This window comes from Actinomadura macrotermitis, assembly GCF_009604375.1.
In the GTDB taxonomy this organism is placed as follows: Bacteria; Actinomycetota; Actinomycetes; order Streptosporangiales; family Streptosporangiaceae; genus Spirillospora; species Spirillospora macrotermitis.
The window spans coordinates 1,621,166-1,633,583 of sequence record NZ_WEGH01000001.1; the positions used below are offsets into that span (position 1 = coordinate 1,621,166).

Genomic DNA, 12,418 nt, shown 5'->3' on the forward strand with positions numbered 1-12,418 from the left:
CGCCGTAAAGTGCTGATCATGTCGCAGGTGATCGCGGGCCGGTACCAGCTGCTGGAGCCGCTCGGCCACGGCGGGCGCGGCACGGTCCGCCGCGCCCGCGACCGCGTGCTCGGCCGCACCGTCGCCGTCAAGGAGGTGCCGCTGCCGCCCGGGCTGGACCGCGCCGGGCTGGAGCGGATGTACGACCGCGCGTTCCGTGAGGCGCGCGCCCTGGCCGGGCTCGACCATCCCGGCGTCGTCGCCGTCCACGACGTGGTCCGCGACGACGACCGGCCCTGGATCGTGATGCCGCTGGTGCGCGCCGCGTCGCTGGACCGGGTCGTCATCGAGGAGGGCCTGCTGCCGCCCGCGCGGATCGCCGCGATCGGGCTGGACCTGCTGGACGCGCTGCGCGCCGCGCACGCCGCCGGGGTGGTGCACCGCGACGTCAAGCCCCGCAACGTGCTGCTCACCACCGACCGCGCGGTGCTCACCGGCTTCGACGTCACCGCGGCGACCGACGACGGGCAGGGCGGCACCGCCGCCTACCGCTCCCCCGAGCAGCACCGCCGGCAGAAGGCCACGCCCGTCTCGGACCTGTGGTCGCTCGGCGCGACGCTGAACTACGCCGCCGCGCCGGACGACGGCCTGCGCTCGGTGCTGCGCGGCCTGCTGCGCGAGGACCCCTCCCGGCGGATGGGCCGGGAGGAGACCGAGTCGCTGCTGCGGCGGATCGCCGACGGCGGCGAGACCGGCGGCCGGTCCGGGCGCGGCCACCCGCTGCCCGTGGTCAGCCGGACCGGCCGCACCGTGGCGTTCGGCAGCCGCCGCGCCGACGGCGGCGGGGTCAGGCCGCGACCTGACGGGTCGGCAGCACGGTGATCTCGGACAGGTTGACGTGCCGGGGCCGGGCCGCCGCGAACGCGATGACCTCCGCCACCTCGGTGTCCTCGATCGCCACCCCGGCCTCCAGGGTCTGCGCGAGCCAGGCCGCGGCGCCCGGGTCGGTGATGTGGTCGCCCAGCTCGGTGCGCACGATGCCGGGCTCGATGTTGGTGACCCGCACGTCCTTCGGGCCCAGCTCGGCGCGCAGGTTCCGCGAGTAGTGCGAGATCGCGGCCTTGGTGGCGCAGTAGGCCGCGAAGCTCGGGAAGACCATGGTGGCCGCGATCGAGGAGATGTTGAACAGGTCGGCCGGGCGGCCGTCCGCCGCCGCCTTGACCAGGTCCGGGACGAACGCGTCCACGACCCGCAGCGCGCCGGTCAGGTTCACCTCGATCATCCGCTGCCACAGGTCGGACCGGCCCTGCTCCAGCGGCGCGGGCAGCATCACCCCGGCGTTGTTGAGGACCAGGTCGGCGGGGCCGAGCCGGTCCGCGACGCGCTCGGCGGCGGCCAGGACCGCGTCCGCGTCGGTGACGTCCACCGGGATCGCGACGCCGCCGGTCTCGGCGGCGAGCGCCTCCAGCCGGTCGGCGCGGCGGGCCAGCAGCGCCACCTTGGCGCCGCGTGCGGCCAGCAGGCGGGCGGTGGCGGCGCCGATCCCGCTGGACGCGCCGGTCACGACGGCGACGCGGCCGGCCAGGGTGTCGTTCTGGGTGCTCATCGGTTGCTCCGTTTCGCTGTGGTGTGGGCTCCACCCTGCGCCGGGCGCGGCGGGCCGCCCAGTGCCCTGCCCATCCCTGGGTCTGACAGGACCACCCTGCGCGGGCCGCGCGGGCCGATACTGGGGTCATGGAGAGAAGGTCCGAGCTCGCCGAGTTCCTGCGTTCCCGCCGCGCCCGGCTGACCCCCGAGGAGGCGGGCCTTCCCCCGTTCGGCGGCCGGCGCCGCGTCCCGGGGCTGCGCCGCGAGGAGCTGGCGCAGCTGGCCGGGGTGAGCGTCGACTACTACGTCCGGCTGGAGCAGGGCCGGGCGGCCAACGTGTCGCAGGAGGTGCTCGGGGCGGTGGCGCGGGCGCTGCGCCTGGACGACGCCGAGCACGCCCACCTGCGCAACCTGGCGCAGCCGCGGCGGCGGGCGCCGGTCCGGCGCGAGCGGGTGCGGCCGCAGGTGCAGCGGCTGCTGGACGTCGCCGAGGGCGCCCCCTCCTACGTGATCGGGCAGTGGGGCGACACCCTGGCCTGGAACCGGCTGGCCGCCGCCCTGTTCGTCGACTTCGGCGCGCTGGCGCCCCGCGACCGCAACTGGCTGCGGATGGTCTTCCTCAACGAGGAGATGCGGTCCCGGTTCACCGACTGGCCCACCAAGGCCCGCGAGACCGTCGCCTTCCTGCGGATGCGCGCCGGCGAGGACCCCGAGGACCCCTACCTGACCGAGCTGGTCGGCGAGCTGTCGCTGAAGAGCCCCGACTTCCGGCGCTGGTGGGCCGGGCACGACGTGAAGGAGAAGGGCCGCGGCCGCAAGCCGCTGCGCCACCCGATCGTCGGAGACCTGGTGCTGGACTACGAGACGCTGCGGCTGCCCGAGGATCCCGGTCAGACGCTGGTCACCTATCTGGCCGAGGCCGGGTCGCCCGCGGAGGAGGCGCTGCGGCTGCTGGGGAGCTGGGCGGCGCCCGCCGCGGCCGAGCGGGAGTCCTCGCGGTGAGGCCCGCGCGGCGGACGTTCCTGCTGGCCGGCCTCGCCGCCGCCGGCTGCTCCTCCTCGCCGCCGCCGCGCAAGAGCGCGCCGCCGTCCTCGCCCGTGGCCACCACGCCGGCCGGCCCCGCCGACTGGACGGCCCTCGGGCGCGGGCTGGACGGGCGGCTGGTCCGTCCCGGCGACGCCGCCTACGGGCAGGCCCGGCGCCTGTACATCCCGCGCTTCGACCGGATCCGCCCGGCGGGCATCGCCTACTGCGCGAACCCGCAGGACGTCGCCGAGTGCGTGGCGTTCGCGCAGCGGATGCGGCTGCCGGTCGCGGTGCGCTGCGGCGGCCACAACTACGCGGGCTGGTCCACCGGGACCGGCCTGGTCGTCGACGTCTCCCCCATGGACCGGATCCGCACGGACGGCGAGCGCGCCGTGGTGGGCGCGGGCGTCCGGCTCATCGACCTGTACGCGGACGGTCCCGGCGTCCCGGCCGGCACCTGCCCGACCGTGGGCGTCGCCGGGCTGACGCTCGGCGGCGGCCTCGGCCCGATGACCCGCGCGCACGGGCTGACCTGCGACGCGCTGGAGGCGGTCCGGATCGTCACCGCCGACGGCCGGATCCGCGACTGCGACGCGGGCCGCGACGCCGACCTGCTGTGGGCGTCGCGGGGCGGCGGGGGCGGCGCGTTCGGCGTGGCCGTGGAGTTCACGTTCCGCACCTTCGGCCGGGAGGACCTGACCTGGTTCTCGGCCCGGTGGCCGTGGTCGAAGGCCGCCGCGGTCATCTCCGGCTGGCAGCGGTGGGCGCCGCCCGACGAGCTGTGGAGCAGCCTGCAGCTCGACACCCCGTCCGTGGAGGTCGTCGGCGTCTCCCTGGCCGACCCCGGCAAGGAGCTGGACCGGCTGGCGGGCCTGGCCGGCGGCGACCCCGAGGAGCTGAACAGCCGCCGCATGCCCTACGTCGACGCGATGAAGCTGCTGGCGGGCTGCGCGGGACGCTCCGTCGCACAGTGCCACGCGCCCGGCGGCCTGCCCGGGCAGCGCCGCGACGGCACCTACCCGCGCACCGAGTACGCCGCCAAGTCGCACATCGCCTACCGGCCGCTGCCCGGCGACGCGATCGACGCCCTCGTGGCGCGGCTGTCGGGCGACGCCGAAGGCCGCTCGGTGCTGCTGGACGCCATGGGCGGCGCCGTCGCCCGCCTGAAGCCCGACGAGACCGCCTTCCCGCACCGCGCCGGGCTGTTCTGCGTCCAGTACCTCGCCGCCACCGGCGACCGCGACTGGCTGCGCGGCACGCACCGCGCGATGGAGCCGCACCTCGGCGGCGCCGCCTACGTCAACTACGCCGACCCCGAGCTGGCCGACTGGCGGCGCGCCTACTACGGCGGCAACGCCGACCGCCTCGCCAGGATCAAGGCGGCCTATGACCCCGGCCGCCTGTTCCGCTTCCCGCAGGCGGTCTAGCTAGGCCGACTCTTCGAACAGGGTGCGCGCCCGGTCCTCGGCCTCCTTCAGCGCCCGCATGTGCTCGGGCGCCAGCTCCTCCACGCAGCGCGTCATCTCCGCGGTGACCCGGCTGTAGGCGCTCTCCTCGGCGCCGCGCAGCGCGGCCCGCACCGTCGCCGACCGCGCGCCGAGCGCCGCCCACTCCAGCTCCAGCCGCCCGACGGCCTCCTCGAACGCCTGCGAGGTCTGCGTCCCGGCGTCCTTCAGCTGCGGCGGGATCGGGCCGCGGCCGCCCTGGCGGGCGCGCAGCGACAGCGCCGAGATGCGGCTGGCCAGGGTGAGCCCCTCGCGGGCCAGCGGCAGCACCTCGTGGATCAGCGCGGTGACGGCCTTGGCCAGCTCCTCCACCTGGGTGAGCAGCCGCTGGGTGGCGTCCTCCAGCGCGGCCGAGGTGCGCGCCGCGACCTCGCCGGCGACCCGCGCGCGGTGCCGGTCCAGGTCGGCGACGACCTCGGCGTCCAGCCGGCGGCGCAGCTCCAGCGTGCGCGCGTGCCCGGCCCGCTCGGCGAAGGACGAGCAGATCCGCTCGATCCGGTCGGTGCCGGACCCGGCGATCTCCGCGGTGATCTCGTCCAGCGCCTCGCCGGCCCGCGACTTCAGCCGCTCCACCCTCCCGTACAGGGCCTCGCGCTTGAACGGGTCGTTGAGCTCGCTGAGCTGGGTCTGCAGCCGCCGGGACACATCGATGGCGTGCTCGGCCAGCGGGACGAGCCGGTCGGCGAGCTCGTCCAGCGTCCCCGCGCGCCGCGGATCGGTCAGCTCGGCAACCCAGCCGGGTAGGTCGTGCGCCATGCGCCCATGTTTTCACCCCGCTCCCCCCGCGCGCCCGACGCCACGCTCCGGCGATCCCGGGGTTTCCCACCTGTACGTATGTCGGCGCGGCCGGTGATCGCGGTAGCGTGGCACGCCGTGGCGGGCTATTCGGATGACCTGCGTCTGGCGCACGTGCTCGCGGACGGGGCCGACGACATCACGACCAGGCACTTTCGCGCGCTCGAACTGGACGCCCGCGCCAAGCCGGACCCGGCCCCGGTCGACGACGCCGAGCGCAGCGTGGAGGAGCAGATCCGCGGCACGCTGAAGCGGGCCCGGCCCCGCGACGCCATCCTCGGCCCCGAGTACGGGCGCACCGGCTACGGCCAGCGCTACTGGATCATCGACCCGATCGACGCCACCGACAACTTCGTGCGCGGCGTCCCGGTGTGGGCGACGCTGATCGCGCTGATGGAGCACGACGAGATCGTGGTCGGGGTGGCGTCCGCGCCGGCGCTGAACCGCCGCTGGTGGGCGGCGCGCGGCGACGGCGCCTGGACCGGCCGCAACCTCAACCGGGCCGGCCGGATCCAGGTGTCGTCGGTGTCGGAGCTGGCCGACGCCTCGCTGTCGTACTCGGGCCTCGGCGGCTGGGAGGAGCAGGGCCGGCTGGACCGGTTCCTGGACCTCACCCGGTCGGTGTGGCGGACCCGGGCGTTCGGCGACTTCTGGTCGCACATGATGGTCGCCGAGGGCGTCGTCGACATCTCCGCCGCGCCGGAGGCGTCGCTGTGGGACCTGGCCGCGCTGCAGGTGATCGTCGAGGAGGCGGGCGGGATGTTCACCGACCTGGCCGGGGTGCCCGGCCCCGACGGCGGCAGCGTGGTGTGCACCAACGGGCGGCTGCACGCCGAGACGCTGCGCACGCTCGGCGGCGGGCGGCTCTCCCTGCGGCTCTGATCAGCGCGCCGGCCTGCCGCTGGCTTTCCGAGCAACTCGCGACATATCGTGGAACGGCGGTCGTGGTCCGGCCGTTGTCCCTACAGGGCGGCCGTTCGGAGGTAGCGAGAGATGTCCACCCAGACCAAAGTCGTGATCGCCGGGGTCGTGGTCGGCTTCCTGACCCTGTTCGTCTTCCCGTGGTGGCTGAGCGCGCTGATCATCCTCGGCGCCGTCGCGCTGCCCGCGGCCGGCTACCTGATGCTCGACCCGTCGCAGCGGCGCCGGGTGCGGGCGCAGGGCCGCAAGCGCATCGGCAGCTGAGCGGGGAACGTGTGCGGGGCCCGCACCGATCTCCCGTGAAGATGCGAGCCCCGCGCCTTCTATGACGGCGCCCGGCCCGCACGGGTTCCGGCGATCTTCGGGGCGTATGCTCCCGGCGTGACCGAACTGCGAATCGGCGTGGTGGGCGCGGGCATCCTCGGCCTCGCCGTCGCGCGGCGGCTGGCCGAGACGCGCCCGGGCGCGCACGTGACCGTCCTGGACAAGGAGGACCGCGTCGCGGTCCACCAGACCGGGCACAACAGCGGCGTCGCGCACGCGGGCCTGTACTACGCGCCCGGCTCGCTGAAGGCCACGCTCTGCCGCCGCGGCATCGGGCTGCTGAAGGACTACTGCGCCGAGAAGGGCCTGCCCTACGACGAGTGCGGCAAGGTCGTCGTCGCGCGCGGCGAGGCCGAGCTGGGGCCGCTGGCGGAGATCGAGCGGCGCGCGGCCGCCAACGGCGTGCCGGGGCTGCGCCGGCTGGACGCGGCCGGGCTGCGCGAGATCGAGCCGCACGCCGCCGGCGTCGCGGCGCTGCACTCCCCCACCACCGCGATCGTGGACTTCCCGGCCGTCGCCCGCGCCTATGCCGACGACGTGCGGGCCGGCGGCGGCGAGATCCGGCTGGGCTTCGAGGTGGTGCGGCTGCGGCGGGCCGGGGAGCGGGTCGTGGTGGCGTCCCCGCACGAGGAGCTGGCCTTCGACCGGCTGGTGGTGTGCGCGGGCCTGCAGTCCGACCGGGTGGCGCGGTTGGCGGGCGACGCCGCGGGCCCGGCGATCGTGCCGTTCCGCGGCGAGTACTACCGGCTGGTCCCCGGCCGCACCGACCTGGTCCGCGGCCTGATCTACCCGGTGCCCGACCCGCGCTACCCCTTCCTCGGCGTGCACTTCACCCGCCGGGTGGACGGCGGCGTCGACGTCGGCCCGAACGCCGTCCTCGCCCTGGCCCGCGAGGGCTACCGGTGGCGCGACGTCCAGGCCGCCGACCTGCTGGAGACGCTGCGCTGGCCCGGCTTCCGGCACCTGGCGCGGCGGCACTGGCGCACCGGGATCAAGGAGCTGTACGGGTCGGCGGTCAAGCGGGCGTTCCTTGCCGAGGCGCGGGCGTTCGTGCCGGAGCTGGCGGCGGCCGACATGGTGCCGGCCCCGGCCGGGGTGCGGGCGCAGGCGGTGGACCCCGACGGGTCGCTGGTCGACGACTTCCGGATCGGCCGGATCGGACCCGTCGTCACCGTCCGCAACGCGCCCTCCCCGGCCGCGACCTCGTCGCTGGCCATCGCCGAGCACGTCGTCAAGGAGCTGTGAACCACAGCCTGCGGTCGTCGGCGCGCGGGTCCGGGACGACCTCGTCGGCCGCGCCGTCGAAGACCCGCACGGCCCGCCCCGGCCCGTAGCGCCGCCAGCCGGGGTCGCCGTGCACCGCGAAATCGATCCAGGCGCGGTGCATGGCGTCGGCGAGGCCCTGCGGCGGGTTCGGCCCGGCCAGCCCCTCGGCCTCGGGCGAGCGCAGGTTGTCGAAGACGAACCCGAGCTCCAGCGCGTGGCAGGCGCCGAGGCCGGGCTCCGGCGAGCGCCAGGCGAACTCGTACATCCACGTCCGCTCCCCGTGGCCCTCGGCGACGCGGATGGAGGGCATCCGGAACATGCCGTCGGTGCACAGGGCGGCGATCAGCTCCCCGGCGGTCAGCTCGGGGTGGGCGGCGCGGTAGCCGGCGATGACCTCCGGCGGGAAGCCCATTCCGGCCGCGACCGGCCCGATGAGGTCGTGGGTGGCCACCGCGGCGAGGCCGTTCGGCATGAGGAACAGCCGGAACTCGTCGGTGGTGGTGCCGATGAGCAGGTCCACGTCCCGGCCGGCGCCCGCCGCGATGGCGTCCTCGGGACGGTGCGGGAGCGACTCCCCGTCCAGCACCGGGACGAGCGACATGGCGGTCGCGGCGGTACTGGCGCCCCAGCGGCCCGGGTCGGGCAGCATGGCGACCTCGGCGGCGACGGCCGCCTGCACCGGCAGGATCGCCGCCGGGTCGAGCGCGGCGAAGCCCGCCGCCGTGGGCTCGACGCCGAGCCGGGCGGCCATCTCGGTGGTGACCAGCAGCGCGTCCTCGGGCTTCTGCGCCACCGCGCCCGAGCCGCTCTGCGCGATGGCGCGGCGGAACAGGCCGAGGTCCAGCGACAGCAGCGTGAGCACGCTCATCGCCCCGGCGGACTCGCCGAACACCGTCACCTGGCCGGGGTCGCCGCCGAACGCGGCGATGTTGTCGCGCACCCACTCCAGCGCGGCGATCTGGTCGCGCAGGCCCCGGTTCGCGGGGGCGCCGGGCAGGTGCGCGAAGCCCTCCACGCCGAGCCGGTAGTTGAGGGTCACGCAGACGACGCCGTCGCGGGCGAAGTTCGCGCCGTTGTAGATGTCGACGGCCCCCGACCCGTTGCGAAAGGCGCCGCCGTGGATCCACACCATGACGGGCAGGCCGGTGGCGCCGGGGTCGGGCGTCCACACGTTCAGGTTCAGGCAGTCCTCGCCCGGGATGGCGGGGTCGGGCAGCAGCCGGTCATAGGGACGGGGGTAGGGCGGCTTCGGCGCGGTCGGCCCGTAGGCGGTCGCGTCGCGGACGCCGTCCCACGGCCGCGGCGGCTGCGGCGGCCGGAACCGGTTCGCCCCGAAGGGCGGGGCGGCGTAGGGGATGCCGAGGTAGGCGCTGACGCCTCCCGTGACCGAGCCGCGGACCTTGCCGTACGCCGTCTGGACGACCGCGGCCCCCGTGTCCGTGGCCTCTGTGGCCGCCATCGCCATGCACCCCTCCGATTTTAGAACGAGATTCAACATGCCGAGCGTACGTGACGACCGGCACATATCGGAATGTCCAAACGGAGCATGATGGGCGGCGAGTTGTGGCCCGTCAGGGCTTGCGCAGCATCCGGGTCAGGTAGTCGCGGGCGAACGCGCGCATGCTCGCCTCGTCCTCCAGCGCCAGCCCGGGGCCGGGGACGAGCAGCAGCGAGAACGCCAGCCGGAGCAGCACCTCGGCGACCGTCGCGTGGTCCTCGCCCTCGTCCCGGCCGCCGGGCCGGGCCCGCCGCAGCCGGTCCGCCAGGATGTCGCGCGCCGCCGTCATCACGGCGCCGCCGTTCATGGTGAGCTGCGGCAGGAACACCTCGGGCTCGCTCTGCACCACCCGGGCCAGCAGCGGGTGCCGGCGGGCCGCCTGCAGGCCGACGGCGAAGCCCTCCACGACGGCGTCCTCGGCGCTGTCCAGCTCCGCGGTGGCCTCGTCGATGGCCAGCAGGAAGAGCCGCACCTCGCGCAGGATGACCGCCTGCACGAGCTGGTCCTTGTTGGTGAAGCGCCGGTAGATGGTGGTGCGGGCGACCCCCGCCCGGCGGGCGACGTCCTCCACCCCGACCCGGCGCAGCCCGTGCTCCTCGAACTCGGCGAGGGCCGCGTCCAGGATGCGGGTGTCCAGGCCGTCGGTGGCGGGGGCGGCGGCCAGCTGCGACGCGTCCAGGGTCATGCCCCCGAGATTAAGCCCCGAGCAGGTCGCGCAGGGCCTTCGCGACGACGTCCGGGGCCTCCTCGGCCATGAAGTGGCCGCAGGTGACGGTGGCGTGCCGCAGGTCGGGCGCCCAGGCGCCCCACAGCGCCGCCGCGTCGAAGCCGAGCGCGGCGCCCCAGTCCTGCTGGAGGACCGCGACGGGCATCCGCAGCCGGTTGCCGGCGTCGCGGTCGACCTGGTCGTGCTCGACGTCGACGCCGGCCGAGGCCCGGTAGTCGGCGACGATCGAGGGGACGGCCTCGCGGCAGGCGTCCAGGTAGGCGGCGCGGACATCGGCGGGGATCGCCGCCGGGTCGTTGATCCAGATGTCGAGGAAGTGGCCGAAGAAGGCGTCCGCGCTGGCCGCGATCATCTGCTCGGGCAGGCCGGGCGGCTGCGCCATCAGGTAGAGGTGGAAGCCGACGGCGGCGGTGACGCCGTGCATCACCTCCCACATGTCCAGGGTCGGCAGCACGTCCAGGCAGGCCAGGTGGGTGATCGTCTCGGGGTGGTCGAGGCCGGCGCGGAAAGCGACCAGGGCGCCGCGGTCGTGACCGGCCAGCGCGAACCGCTCGTGGCCGAGCGCGCGGGCGAGGTTGACGATGTCGGCGGCCATGGTGCGCTTGGCGTAGTCGTCCAGGGGCTTGTCGCTGGCGCCGTAGCCGCGCAGGTCGGGGCAGATCACGGTGTGGTCGGCGGCCAGGTCGGCGGCGACGTGCCGCCACATCAGGTGGGTCTGGGGGAAGCCGTGCAGGAGCACGATCGGGCTGCCCGAGCCGCCGACGGCGGCGTTCAGGGACACGCCGTCCGCGACGGGGACACGGTGGTACTCGAAACCGGGAATGACGGGAGTCATGGACTTTCCTTTCTGTGGAACACCCTCAGCCTGCCGGGCGCGAATGAGCATCCGGTCAGCGCGCTAACGTGGCCGGGATGCGGTTCGGGGTGCTGGGGCCGGTGGCCGCCTGGGACGGCTCCGGCGAGGCGGTGGCGCTGCGGGGGCCGCGGCATCGCGCCGTCCTGGCCCGGCTGATCATCGCGCGCGGCCGGGTCGTCCCGGTCGCGCATCTGGCCGAGGACCTGTGGGAGGTGCCGCCGCCCGGCGCGGTCGGCGCGCTGCGCACCTTCGTCGCCGCGCTCCGCCGCGCGCTGGAGCCGGACCGTCCGCCCCGCACGCCGGCGCGGCTGCTGGTCACCGAAGGGCCGGGCTACGCGCTGCGCACGGACGCCGTGGACGCCTGGGAGTTCGAGCGCGCGGTGGCCGCCTCGCTCCCGCCCCGCGAGATGGCCGCGCGGCTGGAGGAGGCCCTCGGCCTGTGGCGCGGCCCCGCCTATGCCGAGTTCGCCGACGAGCCGTGGGCCCGCGCCGAGTGCGCCCGCCTGGCGGAGCTGCGGCTGCGCGCCGTCGAGCGCCTGGCCGAGGCCCGGCTCGACCTCGGCCGCGCCGCCGAGGCGGTGCCGGACCTGGACGCGCACGCCGCCGCGCACCCCTGGCGCGAGGACGCCTGGCAGCTGCTGGCACTCGCGCTGTACCGCAGCGGCCGGCAGGCCGACGCGCTCGCGGTGCTGCGCCGCGCCCGCACCCTGCTCGCCGAGCAGCTCGGCCTGGATCCGGGCCCCGAACTTCGCCGCCTGGAGGCCGACATCCTCGGCCACGCCCCGCGGCTCGCCCCCACCGAGGTGTGGGAGCAGGCGGCGGCTGCCTACGACCGCACCGTGGCGGCCGGCTCCCGCGCCCGGCTGGAGTCGACGGTCGGGCTGCTGCGCACGCTCGCGGTGACCGGCGGCGCCGGCCTGGAGACGGCCCGGCGGCACCGGCTGGACGCCATCGCCGCAGCCCAGGAGCTGGGCGACGCCGAGCTGACGGCCCGCGTGATCGGCGCCTACGACGTCCCGGCGATCTGGACCCGCGCCGACGACCCGGCCCAGGCGGCGCAGATCGTCGCGGCGGCCGAACGCGCCCTGCCCGGCGCGCCCGAGCCCACGCGGGCCCGTCTGCTGGCCACCATCGCCCTGGAGTCGCGCGGCACCCGCTCCCCACGCGGCCCGGAGGCGGCCCGCGAAGCCGAAGAGATCGCCCGCCGCTTGAACGACCCCGCGCTGCTGGGGTTCGCCCTGAACGGCGTGTTCATGCAGACCTTCGACCGCACGGGCCTCGCTCCGCGCAGAGACGCGATCGGCACCGAACTGATCGACCTGTCCACTCGGCACGGCCTGGTCGGCTACGAGGTGCTCGGCCACCTCATCCGGATCCAGGCCCGCAGCGCACTCGCCGACTTCACAACGGCCTCCGCCCACGCCACCGCGGTGGACCACCTAGCGGAACGCCACGAACTGCCGCTGGTGAGCGTCTTCACCGAGTGGTACCGAGCCCTCGAACACGCCGCGACAGGCCACCCCGCAGAAGATGCCTACCGAGCCGCCGCCGCCCACCTGGACGGCGCAGGCATGCCCGGCCTACAGGAAGGCCTGCTCCCCCTAGCCCTACTGTCCCTGGGAATCATCGAGCCGAACGCCGACTGGGGCCCGTACGCGCCCTGGGTTCGTCCCCTCCTGCTCCTAACGGAGAACCGTCCCGAAGAAGCCGCAGCCGCCCTGCGCGAAACACCTGCCCCACCCCGCGACCTGATGCTCGAAGCCATGTGGGCCTTGACCGCAAAGGCAGCCATCGCCCTGGACGACCGGGAGGCCATGAACCGCGCCCGCACCGCCCTGGCCCCCGCCGCAGGCGAACTCGCCGGAGCGGGCAGCGGCCTGCTCACCTTCGGCCCGGTCTCCGACTACCTGGGTCCGGCGCGCTAAGGGCGACCG

12 protein-coding genes are annotated in these 12,418 nt (G+C 75.5%); 7 read left to right on the forward strand and 5 right to left on the reverse strand.

Features of this window, described 5'->3' with window-relative positions; all coding sequences use genetic code 11:
• The first annotated feature begins 18 nt into the window (after positions 1-18).
• On the forward strand, positions 19-861 hold the full coding sequence (locus tag ACRB68_RS07285; RefSeq protein WP_153531354.1) for a serine/threonine-protein kinase: 843 nt from the start codon (positions 19-21) through the stop codon (positions 859-861).
• Here the strand turns inward: ACRB68_RS07285 and ACRB68_RS07290 are convergent.
• Positions 827-1,585 carry an SDR family oxidoreductase gene (locus ACRB68_RS07290; protein WP_153531355.1) on the reverse strand — a complete coding sequence of 253 codons (759 nt, stop codon included), beginning with the start codon at positions 1,583-1,585 and terminating at the stop codon, positions 827-829. The two genes, ACRB68_RS07285 and ACRB68_RS07290, sit on opposite strands and share 35 nt — an antisense overlap.
• A gap of 128 nt (positions 1,586-1,713) precedes the next feature.
• On the opposite strand from ACRB68_RS07290, the gene ACRB68_RS07295 reads away from it, so the two are divergent.
• Together ACRB68_RS07295 and ACRB68_RS07300 are read left to right on the forward strand one after the other, a co-directional pair.
• The gene (locus tag ACRB68_RS07295) at positions 1,714-2,568 is read left to right on the forward strand and encodes a helix-turn-helix transcriptional regulator (RefSeq protein ID WP_153531356.1); all 855 of its coding nucleotides are present in this window, start codon (positions 1,714-1,716) and stop codon (positions 2,566-2,568) included.
• Positions 2,565-4,019, forward strand: a complete 1,455-nt coding sequence (locus ACRB68_RS07300; protein WP_207709590.1) for an FAD-binding oxidoreductase — start codon at positions 2,565-2,567, stop codon at positions 4,017-4,019. Before ACRB68_RS07295 ends, ACRB68_RS07300 begins: the two co-directional genes overlap by 4 nt.
• Here the strand turns inward: ACRB68_RS07300 and ACRB68_RS07305 are convergent, their stop codons facing one another.
• Positions 4,020-4,853, reverse strand: coding sequence for a hypothetical protein (locus ACRB68_RS07305; protein ID WP_153531357.1), 834 nt, complete (start codon positions 4,851-4,853; stop codon positions 4,020-4,022).
• A 117-nt stretch (positions 4,854-4,970) separates the two neighbouring features.
• Between ACRB68_RS07305 and ACRB68_RS07310 the strand changes: the two genes are divergently transcribed.
• The 3 genes from ACRB68_RS07310 (at position 4,971) to lhgO (ending at position 7,382) form a co-directional block, all read left to right on the forward strand.
• Entirely contained in the window at positions 4,971-5,774 is an 804-nt protein-coding gene (locus tag ACRB68_RS07310) for an inositol monophosphatase family protein (RefSeq protein WP_328593874.1), read from the forward strand.
• A gap of 111 nt (positions 5,775-5,885) precedes the next feature.
• A complete protein-coding gene (locus ACRB68_RS07315; RefSeq protein ID WP_153531359.1) occupies positions 5,886-6,077 on the forward strand; it encodes a hypothetical protein in 192 nt (63 codons plus the stop codon).
• Positions 6,078-6,194: 117 nt separating this feature from the next.
• Entirely contained in the window at positions 6,195-7,382 is a 1,188-nt protein-coding gene (lhgO, locus tag ACRB68_RS07320) for an L-2-hydroxyglutarate oxidase (RefSeq protein WP_328593875.1), read from the forward strand.
• Here lhgO and ACRB68_RS07325 read toward each other — a convergent pair.
• The 3 genes from ACRB68_RS07325 to ACRB68_RS07335 form a co-directional block, all read right to left on the reverse strand.
• A complete protein-coding gene (locus ACRB68_RS07325; protein WP_153531360.1) occupies positions 7,369-8,862 on the reverse strand; it encodes a carboxylesterase/lipase family protein in 1,494 nt (497 codons plus the stop codon). The genes lhgO and ACRB68_RS07325 overlap by 14 nt on opposite strands.
• 112 nt (positions 8,863-8,974) lie before the next feature.
• Positions 8,975-9,586, reverse strand: a complete 612-nt coding sequence (locus ACRB68_RS07330) for a TetR/AcrR family transcriptional regulator (RefSeq protein ID WP_153531361.1) — start codon at positions 9,584-9,586, stop codon at positions 8,975-8,977.
• Positions 9,587-9,596: 10 nt separating this feature from the next.
• Positions 9,597-10,463: an alpha/beta fold hydrolase gene (locus ACRB68_RS07335; protein ID WP_153531362.1), complete on the reverse strand. Its 867-nt coding sequence runs from the start codon at positions 10,461-10,463 to the stop codon at positions 9,597-9,599.
• Between the two features lie 77 nt (positions 10,464-10,540).
• Between ACRB68_RS07335 and ACRB68_RS07340 the strand changes: the two genes are divergently transcribed.
• Positions 10,541-12,409, forward strand: coding sequence for an AfsR/SARP family transcriptional regulator (locus tag ACRB68_RS07340; protein ID WP_153531363.1), 1,869 nt, complete (start codon positions 10,541-10,543; stop codon positions 12,407-12,409).
• The last annotated feature ends 9 nt before the right edge of the window (positions 12,410-12,418 follow it).

What these genes read in the sequence shown, in the direction of transcription:
- ACRB68_RS07285 (WP_153531354.1), top strand. Translation starts at nt 19, where the DNA reads ATGTCGCAGGTGATCGCGGGCCGGTACCAGCTGCTGGAGCCGCTCGGC.
- ACRB68_RS07290 (WP_153531355.1), bottom strand. Translation starts at nt 1,585, where the DNA reads ATGAGCACCCAGAACGACACCCTGGCCGGCCGCGTCGCCGTCGTGACC.
- ACRB68_RS07295 (WP_153531356.1), top strand. Translation starts at nt 1,714, where the DNA reads ATGGAGAGAAGGTCCGAGCTCGCCGAGTTCCTGCGTTCCCGCCGCGCC.
- ACRB68_RS07305 (WP_153531357.1), bottom strand. Translation starts at nt 4,853, where the DNA reads ATGGCGCACGACCTACCCGGCTGGGTTGCCGAGCTGACCGATCCGCGG.
- ACRB68_RS07315 (WP_153531359.1), top strand. Translation starts at nt 5,886, where the DNA reads ATGTCCACCCAGACCAAAGTCGTGATCGCCGGGGTCGTGGTCGGCTTC.
- ACRB68_RS07325 (WP_153531360.1), bottom strand. Translation starts at nt 8,862, where the DNA reads ATGGCGGCCACAGAGGCCACGGACACGGGGGCCGCGGTCGTCCAGACG.
- ACRB68_RS07330 (WP_153531361.1), bottom strand. Translation starts at nt 9,586, where the DNA reads ATGACCCTGGACGCGTCGCAGCTGGCCGCCGCCCCCGCCACCGACGGC.
- ACRB68_RS07335 (WP_153531362.1), bottom strand. Translation starts at nt 10,463, where the DNA reads ATGACTCCCGTCATTCCCGGTTTCGAGTACCACCGTGTCCCCGTCGCG.
- ACRB68_RS07340 (WP_153531363.1), top strand. Translation starts at nt 10,541, where the DNA reads ATGCGGTTCGGGGTGCTGGGGCCGGTGGCCGCCTGGGACGGCTCCGGC.